Raw genomic sequence first — 22,671 nt, 5'->3', positions numbered from 1 at the left:
TTTTTTTAAAATAGCTTCGTTTTCAGGTATTTTTTCTTACTTATATTGCCTCCGTTTTGTTATGTTTAAATTTTCATGGTTTTTTTTGATGTAACACTATTTACTCTTACATTTTTTTAAGGATACACTTTTTTTACTTAAATTTTTTTGATGATAATTTTTTAGCAGGATGCTACAGGACAGTTGTGATTTTCAATCCTTATATTTTTGAAACCAAGTATAAATGTAATTTTAACGTTTAACTTTCTGCAGTTATTTAATAGCCCATAAAATTGTAGTATCTATTAACGTTAAAATTAATTATTAAAACTAAAAACTAACCTAACTATTAATCTAACTAAATCAAAAATTTATGAAACAAACACTTATCAAAAGATGTAGTTTTATTTTGTTTGCATTGATGAGCATTATCACTTATGCCCAAACTGCGAGCAGCCAAATTAAGATCACTGGTACTGTTACGGATCCTACAGGATTACTGATACCAGGAGTAAACGTAACTGAAAAATCTACCAAAAACTCTGTAAGTACAGATTTTAGTGGTAAGTATCAAATTAGTGTAAAGCCCGGTGCCACATTAGTTTTTTCGTTTATTGGAATGAAGAAAATGGAAATTCCTTTAAATGGACGTACCAATCTTGATGCTAAAATGCAGGAAGATTCTAATGTATTAGATGATATCGTTGTTGTAGCTTATGGTACACAGAAGAAAAATAATATTACAGGCGCTATTGCTACAATTAAACCTGAAAGCGTTCAGGATTTACCAGTAACAAACTTATCAGAAGCATTGAGAGGCTTGGTACCTGGATTAACTGTTAATGGTGGATCAACAAGACCAGGACAAGCAGCTTCTTTAGAGATTCGTCAAACTTTTAGTTTTTCTAAAGATGGGGGTTATACAACACCGTTAATTGTAATAGATGATATGGTACAGGTTGATCCTGCTACAGGAATGCCAACGTTGGAAACATTTAACCGATTGGATCCTACAGAGATTGAAAGTATAACAGTGTTAAAAGACGCTTCAGCAGCTATTTATGGTTCCCGAGCTTCTCAGGGGGCTGTAGTAGTTAAAACTAAAAGAGGTAAAGTTGGGGCGACTAAATTTTCATATCAGCAACAATTTGCCGTTAACGATGCCGTTAGTCACGGTAAAGTTATGAATGCTTATGAATTTGGGGTTTTTAATAATCGTTTCTTGAAAGCAAAAAATTCAGCTGGTGCTGGTGGTGCAAATCTTTTTTCGGATGCTGAATTGGAAGAGATGAAAGGTTTGGATTATAACTGGCTGGATAAAGCCTGGAAGCCTGCTACTCAGGTAAAACATGCTTTTAATGTAAGTGGAGGTACAGAAAAAGCAACCTATTTTGCCGGAGCCACTTATTTGGATCAGGGAGCAAACCTAGGGGATCAGGATTACAGTAAATGGACTTTTCGTACAGGAGTAACAGCTAAAATATCAAGCTCTTTAGATTTTGCAGCGACTGTTGCAGCTAATACTGGAAGTATTCAAAAATCATATACTAAATCAGTTACTTTTAATGACAGTAGTTTTGGTTCTTCTGCCGGTGGAGAACAAGCTGATTATTCAATATTATTGCATATGCCGCAATATATTCCTTGGGAAACAACAGTTAATGATGAGACTTATTTTATGTCTCCTTTTCCTCGTACCGATCGTAACCTTGGTAGTGCGAATGCTAATAATAATATTGCAGGATGGAATTACTTTGCGACTTTAGCGAACGGATCAAAATCTATAAACAAGGACTTTTCATACAATGTAAACTTGTCTTTAAATTATAAAGTACCTTTTGTAAAAGGTTTATCTGTTAAAGGATCTTACGCCAGAGTTCAGTACTCTAATAATTCAGAGCAAGTCCAATTACCTTATACTTTAGCAAGAATTAAAAATTATAATTCAGTGGATAACCACCTTGCAAGTGGAGCTACTAATTCAGATTATACTATTGAGACGAATATTAGAAATGCCAGAGTTCTTTATGATAATACTATGAGCAGTAGTGTACAGTCAAACTTCTTTGTCAATTATGACAGAACTTTTGATAATCATGAAATAGGGGCAATGTTTTCTATGGAACGTTCTGAGAGTGAGAATAAAGCAACTCGTTTGTATTTTGAAAATACTCCTTCTTATTATGCAGGGACGCATCAGACTGCAGGAACTTTGATTCCCGCGCATTCTTTTTCTAATAGAGGAGAAAGTGGTACAATGTCTTATTTAGGACGCGTCAATTATGCGTTTAAATCAAAATATTTGGTGACATTACTTTTTAGAAGCGATGCATCTACAAAATTTGCGCCAGAAAATTATTGGGGATTTTTCCCTTCTGCCCAATTAGGATGGGTGGCATCAAAAGAAGATTGGTTTGCAGAGGCAATTCCGGGTATTGATTTCTTTAAAATTCGTTATTCTATTGGTAAAACAGGAAAAGATAACGTACAATATTGGAGATGGCTAAAATTATATGATATTCCTACAGATAAAGGCTGGCAGTTTGGTTCTAATGGGGGTAATTTGGGTAATGCTATTACACCTTTGGTTGAACCGAATCGTAATGTAGGCTGGGACACTACTATTAAACACAATTTAGGGTTTGATGTAAATGTCTTAAATAATAGATTACAAATGACATATGATTTCTATTTTGACAGAACTACAGATATGCTAACGCAAACAGCAGGAGCAGTTGGAATTCCTATTACTATAGGCGGTGGTTTTGCTGAACAGAATTATGCGGCTGTTGATGCATGGGGTGCAGAAGTTGGTTTGAACTGGAATGATAAAATCAAAAAGAATTTAGAATATAGTGTGGGTGTGAATTTTGGTTATTCTGATAATGAAGTTAAGAGATATCCTGAACAGGCTTTATTGCATCCTTCTGCTAACCAGACTATGGAAGGAAGATCACTATTTTTCCCTTCATGGGGTTTCAAAACATGGAAACAAACTTCAACAGGAGATGGTATTTTGAGAACAGACCAAGATATACAGAACTATTGGAATTATTTAACAGAACGTGCTACTGCAGCAGGAACGACACCAAATTTTATGGGAGTTTCAACAATAGCAGGTTTACAAAAGGGGCAGTTAGCATACCAAGATATCGGAGGTCAGTTTAATTCAACTGATGGTACTCAGGCTGGACCAGACGGAAGAATTGAGGAGAGTAATGATTATGCTAAATTAGTTAACTCAAGCAGAACTTATGGGTTTACAACGAATTTAGGAGTTAAATATAAAGGTTTTTATGCTCGTACTCAGATAGCAACTTCCTGGGGAGGTATTCGTATGATGGATCGTGTTAAACAATTAACTGCTTCAACTCACAATATGTGGGCTCATGAAACTTTCTGGAATGATATGTATTCAGATGATAATGTTGATGGTAAATATCCAAACATGGCTTTTTTTGATAAACCGGAAAATGGTATAGCAGGAGGAGTTGGTTCTCCGTCAGATTTTTGGATGTTGGATACTTTCCGTTGTACTGTCAGAAATCTAACGATAGGTTATGGCTTGCCTCAAGACGTGTTGAAAAGTTTGAATATCTCAAGTCTTACTATTGGAGTGACAGGACAGAATTTATGGGATTTGTATAATCCTTATCCTAATCATTATCGTAATATGTATGATGATTCACTTACTTCTTATCCAACTTTAAGAACCTGGGCAGTTAACTTTAATATTGCATTCTAATTTTAATTAGTGTTAATTATGAAAAATAAAATAAACTTACTTATTGCATTAGCAACGCTTGTTGTAGTGAGTGTTTCATGTAGTGATAATTTCTTAGAAGAAAAAAACAATACGGAAAAGACGAGGATTCTTTTTACGAAAGTGCAGATAAAGTTGAATGGTATGTAAATAACATGTATTATGATTATTTCCAGGGATATAATTCTCCATTAAAATCTGTTGTAGGATTATATAATGATACCCGTACAAGATTAACTGAAGAAGTTGGCGGGATGCAAAATTTGATTAACCCCACATTGTCTTACGTAAATGCATCTGATGGAGATGCATATTACGGTACAAGAATTGAGGATAAAATGAACAATAATCCTTATTCCAGAATACGCGAGTGTAATGCTTTCTTAGAAAAAATTGATGTTATTGGAGCAAATTTAGATGAGACTTTTAGAAAAAAATTTAAAGGGCAGGTTTATTATTTGCGTGCAATTCAGTATTTTGATTTGATGAGGGTATATGGTGGTGTGCCTATAGTAACAAATACACAAGACTTAGATATTGATGACCCGACTATTAAATTGCCACGCGCTAAGGTATCTGAAGTTGTTACTCAAATAGTTGCTGACTTAGATATGGCATCTACTTTGTTACCAGATAAATGGGATGCAGGAAATTATGGTAGATTTACAAGGGGGCTGCTTTAGCTCAAAAATCAAGAGTTTTATTAACATATGCCAGCCCTCTGTTTAATAAAAACTGGGATAGCTCTACGGAGCGTTGGGACGCAGCTTTAGCAGCAGGATTGGCTGCTGAAGCTCAATTAACTGCTGATGGTTTTGGTTTATATGGTAATACGGCAAAACAATGGCAGGAAATGTTTTTAATTGATAATGCATTTTGCAAAGAAGCTATTGTGGTGCAGTTATTATCTAGTGCAAATACTGGAGCTGCTGTAAATAGTGGATGGGAAGCAAGTCTGCGTTTCATTAGCCAGGGTGGTAAAGGAGGTATGGAAGCACCAAAAGAAATGATTGATTTGTTTCCAATGGCAAATGGCTCAAGACCTACGGCTGCTAATAATTATAATGAGTTTTTATTCTTTAAAAATCGTGATCCTCGTTTTTACAGAACTTTTGCTTTTTCCGGAAGTTACTGGCCTTATACAACATCTAGTTCAACAACTACTGTTCAACCAACAGTCTGGGCTTACCGCTGGGTAGATAATAGTAATAAAGCTTATTTTAGCGATGCTAATAATAATGAAAAAAGCCCTGCTTTTGTTCGAAAAATGTCAAATCCTACTGCTAATAGTGCTTCTTCGTTTCAATATTCGGGAACTGATATTTTTGAATACCGTTATGCGGAGTTATTGTTAAATATCGCAGAGTGTTATGCCGCAAAAGGGGATATACCAAATACCTTGGCTTATTTAGGGAAAATTAGAAACAGAGTGGGTATTCCGTCAGCAAATAATTATGGAATTGGAACTTTAACAGATAAATATGCCGCGATTGAGGCTTGTCTATACGAACGACGTGTAGAGTTGGCTTATGAAGGAAAACGTTATTGGGATGTGCAGCGTTGGATGTTATACAGCGATGATAGTTCAATAAATCAGGATAATACAAACGTAAAACTTGGTATTCCGACTATAAACGGAACACAACGTACTGGAAATTTTTTACAATATAAAATAAAAACCGCTTCTAGTGCTGATCCTTTAGCAAGTGCACGTGCTGGAATCTCTGTAAATCCTGATGCATCAGATTTTCAGACTCAAATAGCAGCTTTAGAAGCATTCTATACAAATAATTTTGTTATTGAAAAGTTGCCAGATGCGGAGGCATTGGATGTTGTTAGTGCAAAACCAGCTAAAATCGATTTTAAACCAAATTATTATATAATGGGGCTTAAGCAAGATGTTTTAGCTTTAAATCCATGGATTATACAAACCCTTGGATGGAATGGTGCTTCAGCTTCGGGAGGAACCTTCATCTACCAAGAATAATTTATAAACTAAAAATGCCTGAAGACATCAGGCATTTTTCATAATATCTTAATAAAACGTTAACATTAAATTTAAACTTTTCACCTGTATTCCTTCAAAAAGATACAGGTGATTTGTTTAAATCGAATTACCAAATTAAATTAACATGAAAAATTCAGCACTATTTGTATTGCCTTTTTTGCTTTTGGGAAGCATTAAATGTTTTGCCCAATACCCAAAAATCAGCCCTGAAATTAAGGCACAGCAGGATGCAATTATCACGGAGGCTAACAGACTTTCAGACGAAGCATGGGAAAAAGCATTAGTTGTAATTGAAGAAGAAGCGAAACACGGCAAGCCTTTTATTCCATGGGCATCAAGGCCAACAGATTTACCACAGGCGTCTATACCTGCTTTTCCAGGAGCTGAAGGAGGAGGTATGTACACTTTTGGAGGTCGTGGCGGAAATGTATATGTAGTAACGAGCTTAGAAGACCGAGGACCGGGAACTTTGCGTGAGGCGTGCGAACAGGGCGGTGCCAGAATCGTAGTATTCAACGTATCAGGAATCATTAGAATTAAAAGTCCATTAATTATTCGTGCACCTTACATTACCATTGCGGGACAAACTGCTCCTGGAGATGGGATCTGTGTAGCCGGTGAATCGGTTTGGATCGATACGCATGATGTAATTATCAGACATATGCGTTTCCGCAGGGGAGAAACTTTTGTAGGCCGTCGTGATGATGCTATCGGAGGAAATCCTGTCGGTAATATTATGATCGACCACGTTTCTGCAACCTGGGGATTAGATGAAAATATGTCTATGTATCGTCACATGTATAATCCTGGTGCTGGTTATCCGGAAGTTAAAGTAGGAACGGTAAACATTACTATTCAAAATAGTTTATTCGGAGAAGCATTGGATACGTACAACCACGCTTTCGGAAGTACTTTGGGGGAGAAAACTGCTCTTTTATGAGAAATATGTGGGCTAACAATGCAGGCAGAAATCCTTCTATCGGCTGGAACGGAATTTTCAATTTTGTTAACAACGTTGTTTTCAACTGGTACAACAGGTCAACAGATGGAGGTGATTATACTGCGAACTATAATATCATCAACAACTTTTACAAACCAGGTCCGGTAACGAATTTAAATGAACCAATCAGTTACAGAATCTTAAAACCGGAATCAGGAAGAAGCAAATTACCTTATATGGTTTTTGGGAGGGCATATGTAACAGGAAACATAGTAAATGGCAACGAAAAAGTAACCAAAGACAACTGGGATGGTGGTATTCAGATCGAAAACAAAAAAGGGGAATTAATGGGGTATGATGATGCTAAAACTTATTTCGATAAAATGAAAAGCGATAAGCCTTTCCCAATGCCATGGTTCCGTCCTTTCATGAAAGCAGATGAAGCTTATGAATTTGTTCTTAAAAATGTTGGAGCAACTTTGCCAATCAGAGATAAAGTGGATGAAAGAATTGTAAGGACAGTAAAAACAGGAGTTCCGGAATATGCAAAAGGGTTGGAGAAAAAAGACTTCTACCAATTTGAACACCGTCGTTTGCCGAAGGATTCGTATAAACAAGGAATCATCACAGATATTTCACAGGTAGGCGGATATCCTGAATACAAAGGAAAACCTTATGTCGACACAGACAAAGACGGTATGCCGGATGCATGGGAGAAAAAATACGGGTTAGATCCAAAAGATCCGTCTGATGCAAAAGGAGATTTAAATGGAGATGGATATACTAATATCGAAGATTATATCAACGGTGTAAACCCGGCTATCAAAGTAGACTGGACAGATTTAGCGAATAATAAAGAAACTTTGGTAAGACCTTTGTTAGACTTAAAATAAAAAGTGAAGTTAGATAATAAACCTTGAGATAAACTTTCGACTTTATGACCTTTGACTTTTAGACTAAAAAAATAAATAAAATGACATCAATTAAGAAATTAGGGATATTGTTCTTGTTTTTTGCCTTTTGTAAATTAAGTGCACAACAATATGCAGACCCGGAATATGTAAAGGTTACCAATGAAAGAGCGGCTAAGATTGTTGAGAAATTAGCCTTAAATGACAAACAAAAAGAAACAGCTGTAACCAATATCATTGCACAGCAATTTCGTGATTTAAGCAAAATCCAGGATGAAAGAGATGCTGCAGTTAAAAAAGTAAAAGAAGATAGTGGTTTAACTAAAGAAAAACAAAACGAGAAGATTGATAAACTAAAAGCCGATGCAGATAAATCAATTGATAAACTGCACAAAGCTTATCTTAAAAAATTAAAAACACAGTTAAACGAAGCAAAAATTACTGAGGTAAAAGACGGAATGACTTATGGCGTGCTTCCCATTACGGTAACAGCATATAACGATATGATTCCTACTTTGACAGAAGCTCAAAAAAAATACATTTACGATGCTTTGGTTGAAGCAAGGGAACACGCCATGGATGGTGGTTCATCTAAAGAAAAGCATGCCTGGTTTGGTAAATATAAAGGAAGAATCAACAATTATTTGTCTAAAGAAGGATATGATTTAACCAAAGAGAGAGAAGGCTGGAATAAACGTATTGCAGAAAAAGAAAAGAATAAAAAGAAGGAATAGCTGCTGTTTTTTGACATGTTTAATTTTTGAAGCTACAAGTAAACTTTATATGAATTACAATGTCAAACTATTCTAACTACAAACTTCATACTAATGATCATGCAAAACAATTTCCAAAAGACCGTCCTTAGAACAATCATGGTAGCTTCCTTTTGTTCCGTTTTTTCATCAGCGTACGCTCAGTATCCTGATATTCCAAAACCGCTTCAGGAAAAAACTGATGCCATGATGAAGGAAGAAAGTGAGCGTTTGGATCAGATTTGGAAAGCCAATGAACACATCATCAAAGCCGAAGCCTTACAAGGGCGTCCTTATGTGCCTTGGGCATCCTTGCCAACCGATTTGGTTCATGCCGATATTCCTGCTTTTCCAGGTGCAATGGGTGGCGGAGCTCAGACACCAGGCGGACGTGGGGGTAAAATATTTGTTGTCACAAGTTTAGAAGATAGCGGAAAAGGAACTTTTCGTGAAGCGCTCGAAGCTGTTGGAGCCCGTACGGTAGTGTTTAATGTTTCCGGAATCATTCGCCTTAAAAAACCAATTACCGTTCGTGCGCCTTACATCACGATTGCGGGGCAAACTGCTCCGGGTGACGGAATTTGTGTTGCGGGAGAATCAGTTTTATTGGATACACACGATATTATCATCCGTTATATGCGTTTTCGCCGTGGAGAAACCGAAGTAACTCGTCGTGACGATGCTTTGGGAGGAAACGTAATCGGAAATGTAATTATTGACCACTGCTCAATGAGCTGGGGATTAGACGAAAATATTTCGCTATACCGTCATCAGTTTCAGGCCAATGAAAAATCAAAATTAGAAAAACTGCCAGCTGTTAATGTCACCATTCAGAATACCATTTCATCAGAAGGTCTGGATACTTACAATCATGCTTTCGGTAGCACTATAGGTGGTTTAAATAGTATGTTTATCCGCAATTTATGGGCTGATAATATTTCGAGAAATGCATCGGTTGGAATGTATGGAAGTTTTAACTTTGTGAATAATGTGGTTTTCAACTGGTGGAACCGTACCCTTGATGGTGGTGATTACCGTTCGCAATACAACATTGTCAATAATTATTTCAAACCAGGACCTATCACGCCTACTGATCAGCCGATTCGCTACCGGATTATCAAACCCGAATCAGGTTATATCAGTCCAAAACAGTTCGGAAAAGCTTTTGTTGATGGGAACTTTATTGTAGGTTCACCTGAAGTAACAGCTGATAACTGGAACGGAGGAGTGCAATTGGAAGATCAATCAGCAGAAGCAATCAAAGACTTTTTGGCACAAATTAAACAGAATAAACCTTTTCCAATGCCACCAATTTCTATTATGAAAGCGGAGCAGGCTTATGATTTTGTTTTGGAAAATGTAGGTGCAACTCTGCCTAAACGTGATGCAGTTGACGAAAGAGTTATCAAACAAGTTCGTACCGGAAAAATTGAAGTAAAAGATGGTCTGGAAAATACAATAGGCAAAGAGTACATAAAAAGAAGATTACCTGCCGATTCATACAAAAAAGGAATCATCACCCATCCAAATCAGGTAGGAGGATACCCGGAATACAAAGGAAAAGCCTATAAGGATTCTGATAATGACGGAATTCCAGATGCCTGGGAAAAGAAATTTGGACTGGATCCAAAAGATGCTTCCGATGCGAACAAAGATTCAAACGGTGACGGTTATACCAATATTGAAAAATATTTTAACGGTATAGATCCAAAAGGAAAAACAGATTGGACAAAAACAGAAAATAATAAGGATACTTTATCGAAAGTTTTACTGCAGTAAAGTTTTAAATTTCGATAATAAAATAAGCTCAAAGTTTGTCATTTCGACCTTTTGGGAGAAATAACACTCGTATATCGACAAAGATTGATGATATACTTTGTAGAATTTCTAGTGTGATTTCTCCTTCGTCGAAATGACAAGTTTGTGAAAAATGTAATTTTGAAAGTTTAAGTAAAAATGAATTTTATCCAATTCAAAAATATAATACTAACAAAACAGGATTTACTCGTTTTATCCTGTTTTGTTATTTTCTTTAGTGCCAATATCAGCATGGCACAAAACACATTTCCTGATATTACAAAATCCAAAGAAGGAAAACTTGTACGTACCGCTGATGCAAAAGGCAATCAGATTCCTGACTTTTCGTATGCCGGATATAAAGCCTCATCTGTAGCAATTCCTGCTGTAGCCATTAAAATTTTTGTACCGCACATCGATGGAGACGCCACAAAAACAATTCAGACAGCGATAGAATATGTTGCCAAATTGAAAGCCGATGCAACTGGTTTCAAAGGAGCGATACTTTTAGACAAAGGAATCTTCAAAGTATCGGGCGAAATCAATATTAAAGACAGTGGAATTGTACTAAGAGGAAGCGGTTCAGGAAATAACGGAACGGTACTTTTAGGAACCACAATCAATAGAAAAGCCATTGTCAATATCAGTGGAATTAACAACCGTGTTTTTAAGGAAACTACAGAAATAGCTGTTAATTATACGCCACTTGGAGCAACTCTTTTAACATTAAAAAATGCCGGTGCCTTTAAAAAAGGAGATAACATCGTAATCAATACACCCATCACAAAAAATTGGATTGAACTTTTAGGAACTGCCGATTTTGGTGGAGAAAGCGGATGGATTGGCTGGAAAGCCGATGATTTCGTTATTCGTGCAGATAGGGAAATTACAAATGTTCAGGGAAATAAAATTACGATTGATGCGCCTTTAACGAATGCTTTAGACGAAGAACTATCCAAATCAACAATAGTCAATTACACTTGGTCAGGCCGAATTAACAATATAGGTGTAGAAAACCTGACTTTGAAATCAGAATATGACACAACAAATCCCAAAGATGAACAGCACCGATGGACAGGAATTTCTGTTGAAAATGCTGAAGATGTTTGGGTACGTCAAGTCAATTTTGAACAATTTGCAGGCGGAGCCGTTTCGGTTTTAAAAACAGCCAAAAGAATTACAGTTGAAGATTGTCTGTCATTGAATCCAATTTCGGAAATCGCATCTTTTAGAAGGAATACTTTTTATACAGAAGGACAACAAACGCTATTTCAGCGTTGTTATTCAGAATTTGGATATAATGATTTTGTAGTGGGAGGTTACGCTACAGCAGGACCGAATGTTTTTTTACAATGCGAATCCCATCTGTCATACAGTTTCAGCGGATCTGTTGGAAGCTGGGCAACCGGAATTCTTTTTGATGTTTCACTGATTGACGGAAACGCCATCAGTTTCAAAAACAAAGAACAAGACGGAAGAGGTTTAGGCTGGAATGTAGCTAATAGCGTCATCTGGGAAACATCGGCATCCAAAATAGAAAATTACAGTCCGCCAACAGCCAACAACTGGGCATTTGGAGTCTGGGCTCAGTGGGCAGGAAACGGACACTGGAAAGATGTGAACAATCACATCAGCCCAAGAAGTTTATTTTATGCTTTGCTGGAACAGCGTCTGGGGAAATTACCAATGGAGGCTCAAATTATGGACTTAGGTACAGAACCTTCTTCAAGTCCAACAATTGAACAAGCTACAGCCTTAACAGCCGAAGCTTATAAATTAAATGAAACCTTAAAAGAATTTATTACTAAAGCATCAGCAAGAAATCCAATTGCGATTGATTATGCCAAAGCAAAACATATTGATGAAGTAAAAGCCAATACAGTTACGAATACAAACACTGATAAAATTACTTTAACAAATGGATTATTAACCACTTCAAAAGGAGTAATCACCGGAGAAGTTGTTGACGTACCGTGGTGGAGAGGTAGTTTGCGCGAATCGGAGATTGCCAAATCAAGACCGCATATTACCCGATTTGTTCCGGGACATTACGGAGTTGGATATACCGATAATTTAGAGGAAACCGTAAATTATTTAGTCGAAAACAATAAATCGGCAATTGATCATAATTATGGATTGTGGTACGAACAAAGAATGGCCGACCACGAACGCATCCGAAGAATAGACGCCGATGTTTGGGCGCCATTTTACGAACAGCCTTTCGACAGAAGCGGACAGGGAATTGCCTGGGACCATTTGAGCAAATACGATTTGACCCGATACAATGCCTGGTATTGGAACCGATTGAAAACTTTTGCAGAATTAGCAGGCCAAAAAAATAAGATTTTAATTAACGAAGCCTATTTTCAGCATAATATTTTAGAAGCCGGAGCGCATTGGGCAAGTTCCCCTTGGCGTCCAGCCAATAATATCAATACAACCGGATTGCCTGAACCACCTCCTTATGCAGGCGACAAAAGGATTTTTCTTGCCGAGCAGTTTTATGATGTAAAAAATGCCGACATCCGTAAATTACACGTAGCCTTTATCGAAAAAAATCTGGAAAATTTTAAAGATAACGCTAACGTTCTGCAACTCACAAGTGCCGAATATACAGGTCCTTTAAGCTTTATGCAATTTTGGATTGATGTGATTGCAAACTACGAAAAGACTCATACCAACGAATCAAAAATTGTATTGAGTGCCACAAAAGATGTTCAGGACGCAATCTTAAATGACAGCGAAAGAGCCAAAACCGTTGATGTTATTGATATCAGATATTGGTATTACAGAGAAGACGGAACACTATATGCTCCCGAAGGTGGAAAAAACCTCGCACCACGCCAGCACGCACGTAAAATCAAAACCGGAAAAGAAACAGACGATCAGGTATATCGAGCCGTTCGCGAATACCGTGAAAAATATCCTGAAAAAGCAGTCTTGTACTCCACAATGGGAGCACCACGATTTGGATGGCCGGCATTAATGGCCGGAGCTTCATTAGCAAATGTTCCAAAAATTGAACTTTCTGCCTTTCATTCTGCCCTTGCTGGTATGAAGTTTGCAGAAGGAACTACTTTCTCAGATAAGCTCTGGAAGCTGGAAAATAAAGGGAATGCCTATCTTTTTTATCTGAAAAACGATCAGGATGTTTCAATCGATTTATCCAATTACAAAGGAACTTTCGAAGTATATACAATCAATGCTTCCAATGGAAGTATCGCTAAAAAAGCAAATATTAACGGAGGAAAACAAGTCGTAATTCCGCAATCAGAAATTAAAGAAAAAGTTTTATTCGTAGTGAAGAAAAGTTAGCCACAGATTATATATAAGAATTAAGAATTAAGAATTAAGAATTAAGAATTAAGAATTAAGAATTAAATCTGCCTTATCTGCTAAATCTGCGTGAAAATAAATAAAAAACACAATTCAAAATAAAATAAAATAAAATGAACCTGAAAAATAAATACCTATACACCCTTTGTATAACCTTTATGTTGACAGCACAAAGCGGATTTTCGCAATCTGCAAAATCAAAAGCATTACCAAAACTTAAAGTTTCCGAAAACAAACATTATTTTGTAAATGAAGACGGAAAACCTTTCTTTTGGTTAGGCGATACAGGCTGGCTGACATTCGGAAAACTGGACAGAAAAGGTGTAGAAAAATATCTTCAGGATCGAAAAGCAAAAGGGTTCAATGTTGTTCAGGTAATGGTCTTGCATAATGTGAATGCTGTAAATGCATATGGCGATCAGGCATTGATGAATGATAATTTGTCCCAGCAAATTACGTCACCTGGCAACGATCCCAACGATGCTCCCGAATACGATTACTGGGACCATGTAGATTACACTTTGGATGTAGCACAAAAAAACGGAATCTACCTTGCAATGGTTCCTGTTTGGGGAACAAATATTAGTAGTGCTAAAAGTAAAGTAACAAAAGCTGATGTTGAAAAATATGCAAAATTTTTAGCCGATCGATATAAAAAAAGAACCAATATAATCTGGCTGAACGGTGGCGATACTTACGGAGATAAATTTCAGGACATCTGGAATGCACTAGGAAGTACTTTAAAAACAAGTAACCCGGATCAACTGGTAACTTTCCATCCCTTCGGAAGAACCGATTCATCAGAGAATTTTCATAACGCAAGCTGGTTAGATTTCAATATGTTTCAATCAGGTCACAGAAGATACGATCAGGATACTTTGAAAAATTCATTCAAAGAAGACAATTACAAATTCGTTCATAGAGACTGGGATTTAAAACCAACAAAACCAACAATTGACGGAGAACCATCTTACGAAGGAATTCCACACGGTCTTCACGATACCTTACAGCCAAAATGGACTGCAGCTGATGTACGTCGTTACGGATACTGGTCGGTTTTTGCAGGTGGAGCAGGTTATACTTACGGGCACAATGCGGTTATGCAAATGTTTAGAAAAGGCGACAATCCAGCCTACGGAAACAAAGAATTATGGAATGACGCTATCAATGCACCGGGATCGGGACAAATGGTACACATTAAAAATCTGATGTTGGAATTTCCGTATTTAGAAAGAGTTCCAGATCAGTCACTGGTTGCCAATCAGGGAGAAAAATACGATTATCAGGTGGCAACAAGAGGAAATAATTATGCTTTGATTTACACGTATACCGGAAGAAAAATTACCGTGAATATGGGTAAAATCGCAGGGGATAAAGTAACCGCAACCTGGTACAACCCAAGAAACGGTAAAAAAACAAAGATTGGAATTTTTGACAACAAAGGAACTAAAGAATTTCAGCCTTCGGGCAAAAAAGAAGACGGAAACGACTGGGTACTAATTTTAAGTTCAAAGTAACCACAATATTGTCATCCCGAGGAACGAGGGATCTTCGCAAGAAGCTAACACAAAGTTTATCTACTATGCGGAGCTACTAACGGAGATCCTTCCTCCGTCAGGATGACAAAAATGAGAACAAAATAACAACACTATGAAAATCAAAAATATCATACTAATACTCTTCTTCATCACAGGACTGAACTCAGTTTTCGCAAATGACGGCTGGCTAAACATCCTCAACGAAGGCGGAAACAACAAAGGGGTAAAATGTACCGAAGCCATTCAGGGTGCTATCGAAAAAGCATCTAAAAATGGAGGCGGAACCATCTTTTTTCCAGCCGGAGAATATTTAACAGGCGCTTTAAAACTAAAAAGCAACATCACCATCCATTTGGATTCAGGTGCACTTTTAAAATTTTCAGAGAATTTCGATGACTACCTTCCGTACGTAGAAATGCGTTATGAAGGAATCGTGATGCAGTCTTTCTCCCCATTATTTTACGCCAAAGACGTCGAAAACATCACCATCAAAGGAAGAGGTGTAATCGACGGACAAGGAAAAGCGTGGTGGAATGAAGTGTACCGAATTGAAACTGCCAAAGGCCCGATCCCGGAAACCAAATACCAAAAAATGTGGACCGAGCAAAACAAAGGAATCGTATACGAGCCTTACTATAAAAGAACGATTGACAAACACTTTTTCAGACCTTCTTTTTTTCAGGCCTACAATTGCAAAAACATTTTAATCGAAGGCGTAACTTTCAAAAATTCGCCTTTTTGGACGATAAATCCAGAATTTTGCGACAACGTAACCGTAACCGGAATTACAATTAACAATCCGCATTCCCCAAACACAGACGGAATCAACCCTTCTTCCTGCACCAACGTTCACATTTCAAATTGCCACATCAGCGTGGGCGATGACTGTATCACCATCAAATCGGGTCGCGATGCAGACGGTCGTAAATACGGAAAAGCAACCGAAAACGTAACCATCACAAACTGCACAATGTTAAGCGGTCACGGCGGTGTCGTTATCGGAAGTGAAATGTCAGGCGGAATCAAAAAAATCACGATATCCAACTGTGTTTTCGACGGAACCGATCGTGGAATCCGTATCAAATCAGCTCGCGGTCGTGGCGGAGTGGTCGAGGACATTCGCGTGGATAATATCGTAATGAAAAACATCAAAGAAGAAGCGATTATTCTGGATCTTTTCTATGACAAAGACAATCCCGTAGAGCCAGTTACAGAGCGTACGCCGATTTTCAGAAACATCCACATCAGCAATGTTACGGGCGGAAACGTCAACAAAGCCGGCTTCGTTCGCGGAATTGTTGAAATGCCAATCCAGAACATCACGTTCTCCAACATCAATATGGACGGCAAGGAAGGTTTCACCATAAACACGGCGACCGATGTCGAATTTCATGACGTAAAAGTCAATGCAACCGTGGGTTCCTCTTTCAAAATCACCGATGCTAAAAACCTGATTCTGGACAACGTAGGTTCATCGACACCCATAAAAGGAGTTCCGGTTATCAAAATCGACAACGCCTCAAATATTATGATCAACAACAATTTTCCATTCAACGCCACCGATATTTTCATCGAGGCCAATGGAAAAGACACCAAAAATATTTTCCTTAAAAACAATGTGTTCAACAATGTGACTACAGTTGTGAAAAAAGGAAAAGACCTGGATAAAAAAGCAATTACAGAATAACGTAATTATTTTCAGGAGCAGAAAAATTGGGCATTTTAGGAAACATCGTCCCGCTTTCCGTTACAATCTTTTGTGCCGAACACCGGCACAAAAGGATTTCCACTGCAATCGGGGCAAAAGAGAAACATTTGGATTTTTTAGGATTCATCTAAAAAGGGAAATATAATAAAGATTCGTGTTTAAACATCTTTGTCAAAGTTCAAAACTTAGACAAAGATTAAACCAATAACAATGAAAAAAATATTCATCATATTAACGCTTTCACTATTTGCAGTAAGCTATTCCCAGAAAAAAAGGAAATTTTCCTTTTCACCTCTTTCAGGGAACCCGCTACCGAAGGTTTGTACCTGGCATACAGCGAAGACGGCTACAATTGGAAAGGTTTGGAAGGATCATTCCTAAAACCCGAAATCGGAGCCAGCAAAATAATGCGTGATCCCTCAATTACCAAAGGAGCAGACGGAACTTATCATATGGTCTGGACAACCGACTGGAAAGGCGGAAACGGATTCGGATACGCCAGTTCAAAAGACCTAATTCATTGGTCAAAACAGGAATACATTCCCGTAATGAAACACGAACCTGAAGTCGTAAACGTGTGGGCGCCCGAGATTTTTTATGACGATGTTAAAAAAGAATACATTATTATCTGGGCATCCACAATCCCATTCCGATTCGAAAAAGGAATGGAAGACGAGAAAAACAACCACCGAATGTATTACGTAACCACCAAAGATTTCAAAACGTTTTCGGATACGAAATTATATTACGATCCAGGTTTTAGTGTCATCGATTGTGTGATTGTAAAAAAAGGCAAAAAGGATTACGTTTTGGTTTTAAAAGACAACACCAGACCGATGCGAAACATAGAAGTAGCTTTCGGAAAATCGCCTTTAGGGCCATTTGAAAAAAGATCAAAACCCCTGACCGAATATTTATCAGAAGGACCAACGGTGGTGAAAGTCGGCAAAAACTGGTTGCTGTATTATGACAACTATGGATCCAAAAATTACAAAGCCTTAAGAACTTCCGATTTTGTAAAATTCGAAGATGTTTCCTCAAAAATAAAATTACCAGAAGGACACAAACACGGAACAATAACAACAATTTCCGAAGCCGTTCTAAAAGGATTGATTGAAAAGAAATAAAAAATAATCTGCTAAATCTGTTAAATCTGCGAGAGTAAATTTTTTCACGCAGATTTGGCAGATTGAGCAGATAAAAAGTTGAAAATAATGATTGCATTTCAAAACATAAAAACCAATATCGTATCAGCAACAACCATTTTGTTAAGCTGTGTCGCAGTCAATTCGGCGCAAGCCCAACAAGACACGATACGATATACAGGCAAAACACTTTCCAACGTCGATTACCATCACGGACAATTAAGTCCCGCAGTTGGAGTTCACGCAACGCAGATTATGCGCGCAAGCAGAGAACATCCTGAAAAAGCAGATGGATTTGGCTGGACGTACAATCACCAGTCGATGATGGCATATTGGAACAATACCTTTTACCTGCATTATTTGAGCGACCCTTCAGGAGAACACATTCCGCCGAGCCAGACTTTTATGATGACCTCAAAAGATGGAGTGAACTGGACAAAACCAGCCGTTCTTTTTCCAATCTACCACGTTCCGGACGGATTTAAAAAAGAAGGTGTCGAAGGCGTAGCGAAAAACATCGATGCGATCATGCATCAGCGAATGGGCTTTTATGTTTCATCAGATAACAGATTATTGGCAACCGGTTATTACGGAGTTGCCTTAGACAAAAAAGACGATCCGAATGACGGAAAAGGAATTGGTCGTGTGGTTCGTGAAATCTACAAAGACGGAACTTATGGTCCAATTTATTTTATCCGATACAATAAAACTGGAAATCCTTTGCCAACAACGTTTCCGTTTTACACCAAAAGCAAAGACAAAAAATTCATCAAAGCCTGCGATGAGTTGATGTCAAAGCCTTTATTGATGCAACAATGGGTCGAAGAAGCTGATCGTGATGATGAGTTAATTCCATTAAAAAAACAATACAAAGCCTTCAATTATTACCATTTGCCAAATGGAAACGTAGTCGGTTTATGGAAATTTGCTTTAACATCTTTAAGTAAAGACAACGGGAAAACCTGGGAATACATACCGGTAAGAGCACCGGGATTTGTGAACAGCAATGCGAAAATCTGGGGGCAAAAAACTTCGGATAATCGTTACGCAACAGTTTATAATCCTTCAGAATACCGTTGGCCATTGGCGATTTCAACCAGTGACGACGGACTGAATTACAAAGATTTATTGTTGGTTCACGGCGAAATTACCCCAATGCGTTACGGCGGAAATTACAAATCAGCAGGTCCGCAATACGTTCGCGGAATAAACGAAGGAGACGGAACTCCGCCGGACGGGAAACTTTGGGTAAGTTACAGCGTAAACAAAGAAGATATCTGGGTGGCTTCGGTACCAGTTCCGGTGACCAGCGAAGTAAAAGAAAATGCCAATGATGTTTTCAATGATTTGCCAAACGGAGAAGAATTAAAACTTTGGAATACCTATGATTTAGCTTGGGCTTCGACTAAAATTGAAAAGAAAAAAGACGGTCAAAAATGGCTGACGCTAAGAGATCAGGACTTTTTTGACTATTCCCGTGCCGAACGTGTGATTCCGTTTGCACAAAAAATGGAAGCGACTTTTACCGTAAAACCGGAACAAAATAGTCACGGATTGTTGCAGGTGGAATTCCAAAACAAACAAGGATTGCCTGCAATTCGCATCGTTTTCGATTCGGATGGAGAAATAAAAGTAAAACACGGAGCCCGTCACGGCGGAATTGGAAAATACGAAGCAGGAAAAGACTATACAATTACAGTTAAACTGGATGTGACTTCTCGTTCGTATACTGTAAAAGTGAATGACGGCAAAGAAACCAACAAAATTTTCTATGCACCGGTTGATGGTATTTCAAGAATAATGTTCCGCACAGGCGATCAGCGTTACACACCAAATGCCGACACCGAACCAGACACACCGGATTTTACTGATTTACCGGATACAGGAAAATTAATTCCGGAAGCGGTATTTAATATTCAGTCGTTGGTAACGAAGAAACTATAAAAAATACAACAGCAAATTCCACAAATTTCCGCAAATCTTTTAACTGAAAGAAAAAGAATAATTTGTGCAATTTGTGGTAAAAAAAATAAAGCGTGAAGAATTTAAAAAACATAGTATTCCTCTTTTGTCTTTTGATATCGTTCGTTTCGAAAGGACAAATTTCTGCTGAGCATTTGCGATGCGAAATGATAGAAAATCCATTGGCAGTAAATACTAACCAGCCAAGATTAAGCTGGCAATTGGTTTCAAAAGAATTTTATGCCTCACAAATAGGTTATCAGATTTTGGTTTCCTCTTCGGAAGAAAATCTAAAAAAGGACAACGGCGATATCTGGAACAGCGGAAGAGTAAATTCAGAGAAAAATCTTCAAATTACTTACAGCGGAACTCCGCTAAAAAGCGAAACCAAATATTTCTGGAAAGTCAAAGTATGGAATCAAAAGGGCAAGGCATCCAATTGGAGTAAAACAGCTTTGTTCAGAATGTCACCTTTATCATCAGATTTGAATCCAATCTGGATTGGTGCGATTACAAAAGCCGACAGCCATTTACCGGAAGGTAGAAATTACCATACAGCCACTTTCAACAGACAGAAAAAAGACGCTCTGATTAATGCTTCGGATTCATTGTCGCGCAGAAGTATTATGTTGCGTAAGCCTTTCGAAGTAAAAAAAGAAATAAAGGAAGCCGTGGTTTACATTTCAGGTTTAGGGCATTATGAACTGACGATTAACGGAAAAAAAATTGGCAACAGTGAATTTGCCCCTTTATGGACAGATTACGACAAAACGGTCAACTTCAACACTTATGAATTATCCGCTGAAGAACTAAAAAAAGGCGAAAATGTAATTGGTGTTTTATTAGGTAATGGAATGTACAATACACTTGCCGAACGCTATTCGAAATTTTATGTAAGTTTTGGTCCGCCAACCTTATTTTTCAAAATGAAAGTGATTTATAAAGACGGTTCCGAAGACATTATAAAATCAGATGAAAGCTGGAAGTACAGTAAAAGCCCGATTACCTACAACAGTATTTTTGGAGGAGAAGATTACAATGCTAATTTAGAACAAAAAGGCTGGAACCAAAAGGGTTTCAATGATTCAAATTGGAAAAAAGTAATCGTTCAGGAAGCACCAAAAGGAGTTTTAAGACCACAGACTACCACACCAATTACAATCCAAAAACAATACGAAGTTGCTACAGCCAAAGAACTGAAACCTAATTTCTATGTTTTCAATATGGGACAAAATCTTTCGGGATTCACGACCATAAAAGTCAAAGGAAAAAAAGGACAAACTGTTCGTGTTTGGGTAGGCGAAAGCCTGAATGAAGACGGAACGGTCGGACAGGGAAAAACCGGAAAACCGTATTATTACGATTATACGCTGAAGGGCGAAGGCGTTGAAGAATGGCAACCGAAATTCAGTTATTACGGTTTTCAATATGTGCAGATAGAGAACATCAATTATAAAGAAACCAAGAACGAAAATCTGCCGACATTAGTAGATTTAAAATCAAATTTCATTTACAATTCGGCAGGAGAAGCAGGAACTTTTGAATCTTCCAATGATATTTTCAACAAGACACATTTGCTGATTAACAACGCTATCAAAAGTAATTTTCAAAGTGTTTTCACCGATTGCCCGCAACGCGAAAAATTAGGCTGGTTGGAAGAAATTCACTTAAACGGACCGGGATTATTATTCAATTATAATCTGGAAAGTTTTATTCCGGCAACGATGCAGAACATTGAAGATTCGCAACGTGACAATGGATTAATTCCGACCATCGTTCCCGAATATGTAGTTTTTGGAGGCGATTTTACTGATTCACCGGAATGGGGAGTTACAGGCGTGATTCTGCCGTGGATGTATTACGAATATTACGGCGACGCTTCGTTAATCGAAAAATATTATCCCGTAATGAAAAGATATGTGGATTATTTGGGAACCAAAGCAACCAATCATATCGTCTCCCACGGATTGGGCGATTGGTACGATTACGGAACTCATCCGGCGGGTTATTCCAAAAACAGTCCGATTGCACTTTCGGCAACTTCTCATTATTTTTATGGAGCGAGTTTAGTTGCAAAAGCGGCAAAACTATTAAATAAAACAGAAGATATTACGAAGTATGAAAAGCTGACTTCGGATATCAAAAATGCTTTCAACAAGGAATTTTTCAATCCGGAAACCAAACAATACGGAACCAGCAGTCAGTTCAGCAATGCCGTTCCCGTTTTTATGGACATCGTAGAACCGCAATACAAACAGGCAGTAATGCAGAATTTATTAGCCGATATCAAAGCCAAAGGCGACCGATTAACGACAGGCGATGTTGGAAACCGCTATTTATTTCAGGCTTTGGCACGAAACGGCGAAAACGAAACGATGTACAAAATGAACAACCATTACGATGCACCGGGTTATGGATTTCAGATAAAATTTGGACTAACAACTCTCACCGAGCAATGGGATCCGCGCAAAGGAAATTCGTGGAATCATTTTATGATGGGACAAATCGAAGAATGGTTTTACCAAAGTCTGGCCGGAATTGTTCCCGACGATCAAAATCCGGGATTCAAACATTTCTTTATTCAGCCGGAAATCGTGGGCGATATGACTTTTGTAAAAGCCACATACCAATCCATTTACGGAAATATTGCTTCGGCCTGGGAAAAGAAAGACGGAAAGTTAATCCTGAAAGTGGCCATTCCTGCGAATACATCAGCGACCATAAAATTGCCAATCGCAAAGAATTCCGAAATAAATGTCAACGGAAAACCGACTAAAGATTTGAAATTAGGTTCAGGAAAATATACAATTGAATGCAAATTATAAGATTTAA

At 37.8% G+C, this 22,671-nt stretch carries 13 protein-coding genes; all 13 read left to right on the top strand.

Annotated features, from left to right (window positions below):
* Positions 1-352 precede the first annotated feature (352 nt).
* The 13 genes from P5P89_RS06545 to P5P89_RS06485 all read left to right on the top strand — a co-directional run bounded on the left by P5P89_RS06545 (position 353) and on the right by P5P89_RS06485 (position 22,664).
* Positions 353-3,724: a SusC/RagA family TonB-linked outer membrane protein gene (locus P5P89_RS06545; protein WP_278011237.1), complete on the top strand. Its 3,372-nt coding sequence runs from the start codon at positions 353-355 to the stop codon at positions 3,722-3,724.
* Between the two features lie 173 nt (positions 3,725-3,897).
* Positions 3,898-4,425 carry a RagB/SusD family nutrient uptake outer membrane protein gene (locus P5P89_RS06540; RefSeq protein WP_278011236.1) on the top strand — a complete coding sequence of 176 codons (528 nt, stop codon included), beginning with the start codon at positions 3,898-3,900 and terminating at the stop codon, positions 4,423-4,425.
* 98 nt (positions 4,426-4,523) lie between these two features.
* Positions 4,524-5,729: a RagB/SusD family nutrient uptake outer membrane protein gene (locus P5P89_RS06535; protein ID WP_278011235.1), complete on the top strand. Its 1,206-nt coding sequence runs from the start codon at positions 4,524-4,526 to the stop codon at positions 5,727-5,729.
* A gap of 145 nt (positions 5,730-5,874) precedes the next feature.
* Complete coding sequence (locus P5P89_RS06530; RefSeq protein WP_278011234.1) at positions 5,875-6,690, top strand: pectate lyase family protein; 816 nt, start codon at positions 5,875-5,877, stop codon at positions 6,688-6,690.
* Positions 6,687-7,583 carry a hypothetical protein gene (locus tag P5P89_RS06525; RefSeq protein WP_278011233.1) on the top strand — a complete coding sequence of 299 codons (897 nt, stop codon included), beginning with the start codon at positions 6,687-6,689 and terminating at the stop codon, positions 7,581-7,583. The genes P5P89_RS06530 and P5P89_RS06525 overlap by 4 nt, the downstream gene beginning before the upstream one ends.
* Positions 7,584-7,663: 80 nt before the next feature.
* Positions 7,664-8,335 (top strand): DUF3826 domain-containing protein, encoded by a 672-nt coding sequence (locus tag P5P89_RS06520; protein ID WP_278011232.1) that lies wholly within the window; start codon positions 7,664-7,666, stop codon positions 8,333-8,335.
* Between the two features lie 99 nt (positions 8,336-8,434).
* Entirely contained in the window at positions 8,435-10,132 is a 1,698-nt protein-coding gene (locus P5P89_RS06515; RefSeq protein WP_278011231.1) for a polysaccharide lyase, read from the top strand.
* A 177-nt stretch (positions 10,133-10,309) separates the two neighbouring features.
* A complete protein-coding gene (locus tag P5P89_RS06510) occupies positions 10,310-13,465 on the top strand; it encodes a DUF6298 domain-containing protein (RefSeq protein ID WP_278011230.1) in 3,156 nt (1,051 codons plus the stop codon).
* Positions 13,466-13,599: 134 nt separating this feature from the next.
* On the top strand, positions 13,600-15,003 hold the full coding sequence (locus P5P89_RS06505; protein WP_278011229.1) for a glycoside hydrolase family 140 protein: 1,404 nt from the start codon (positions 13,600-13,602) through the stop codon (positions 15,001-15,003).
* A gap of 133 nt (positions 15,004-15,136) precedes the next feature.
* Entirely contained in the window at positions 15,137-16,711 is a 1,575-nt protein-coding gene (locus tag P5P89_RS06500; RefSeq protein ID WP_278011228.1) for a glycoside hydrolase family 28 protein, read from the top strand.
* A gap of 341 nt (positions 16,712-17,052) precedes the next feature.
* Positions 17,053-17,859 (top strand): glycoside hydrolase family 43 protein, encoded by an 807-nt coding sequence (locus tag P5P89_RS06495; protein WP_278011227.1) that lies wholly within the window; start codon positions 17,053-17,055, stop codon positions 17,857-17,859.
* 87 nt (positions 17,860-17,946) lie between these two features.
* Positions 17,947-19,821 carry a six-hairpin glycosidase gene (locus tag P5P89_RS06490; protein WP_278011226.1) on the top strand — a complete coding sequence of 625 codons (1,875 nt, stop codon included), beginning with the start codon at positions 17,947-17,949 and terminating at the stop codon, positions 19,819-19,821.
* Positions 19,822-20,006: 185 nt separating this feature from the next.
* Positions 20,007-22,664 carry a glycoside hydrolase family 78 protein gene (locus P5P89_RS06485; protein WP_278011225.1) on the top strand — a complete coding sequence of 886 codons (2,658 nt, stop codon included), beginning with the start codon at positions 20,007-20,009 and terminating at the stop codon, positions 22,662-22,664.
* Positions 22,665-22,671 lie beyond the last annotated feature (7 nt).

Source organism: Flavobacterium gyeonganense, assembly GCF_029625295.1.
Taxonomy (GTDB): Bacteria; Bacteroidota; Bacteroidia; order Flavobacteriales; family Flavobacteriaceae; genus Flavobacterium; species Flavobacterium gyeonganense.
This window is presented reverse-complemented; position numbering and strand designations above follow the sequence as displayed.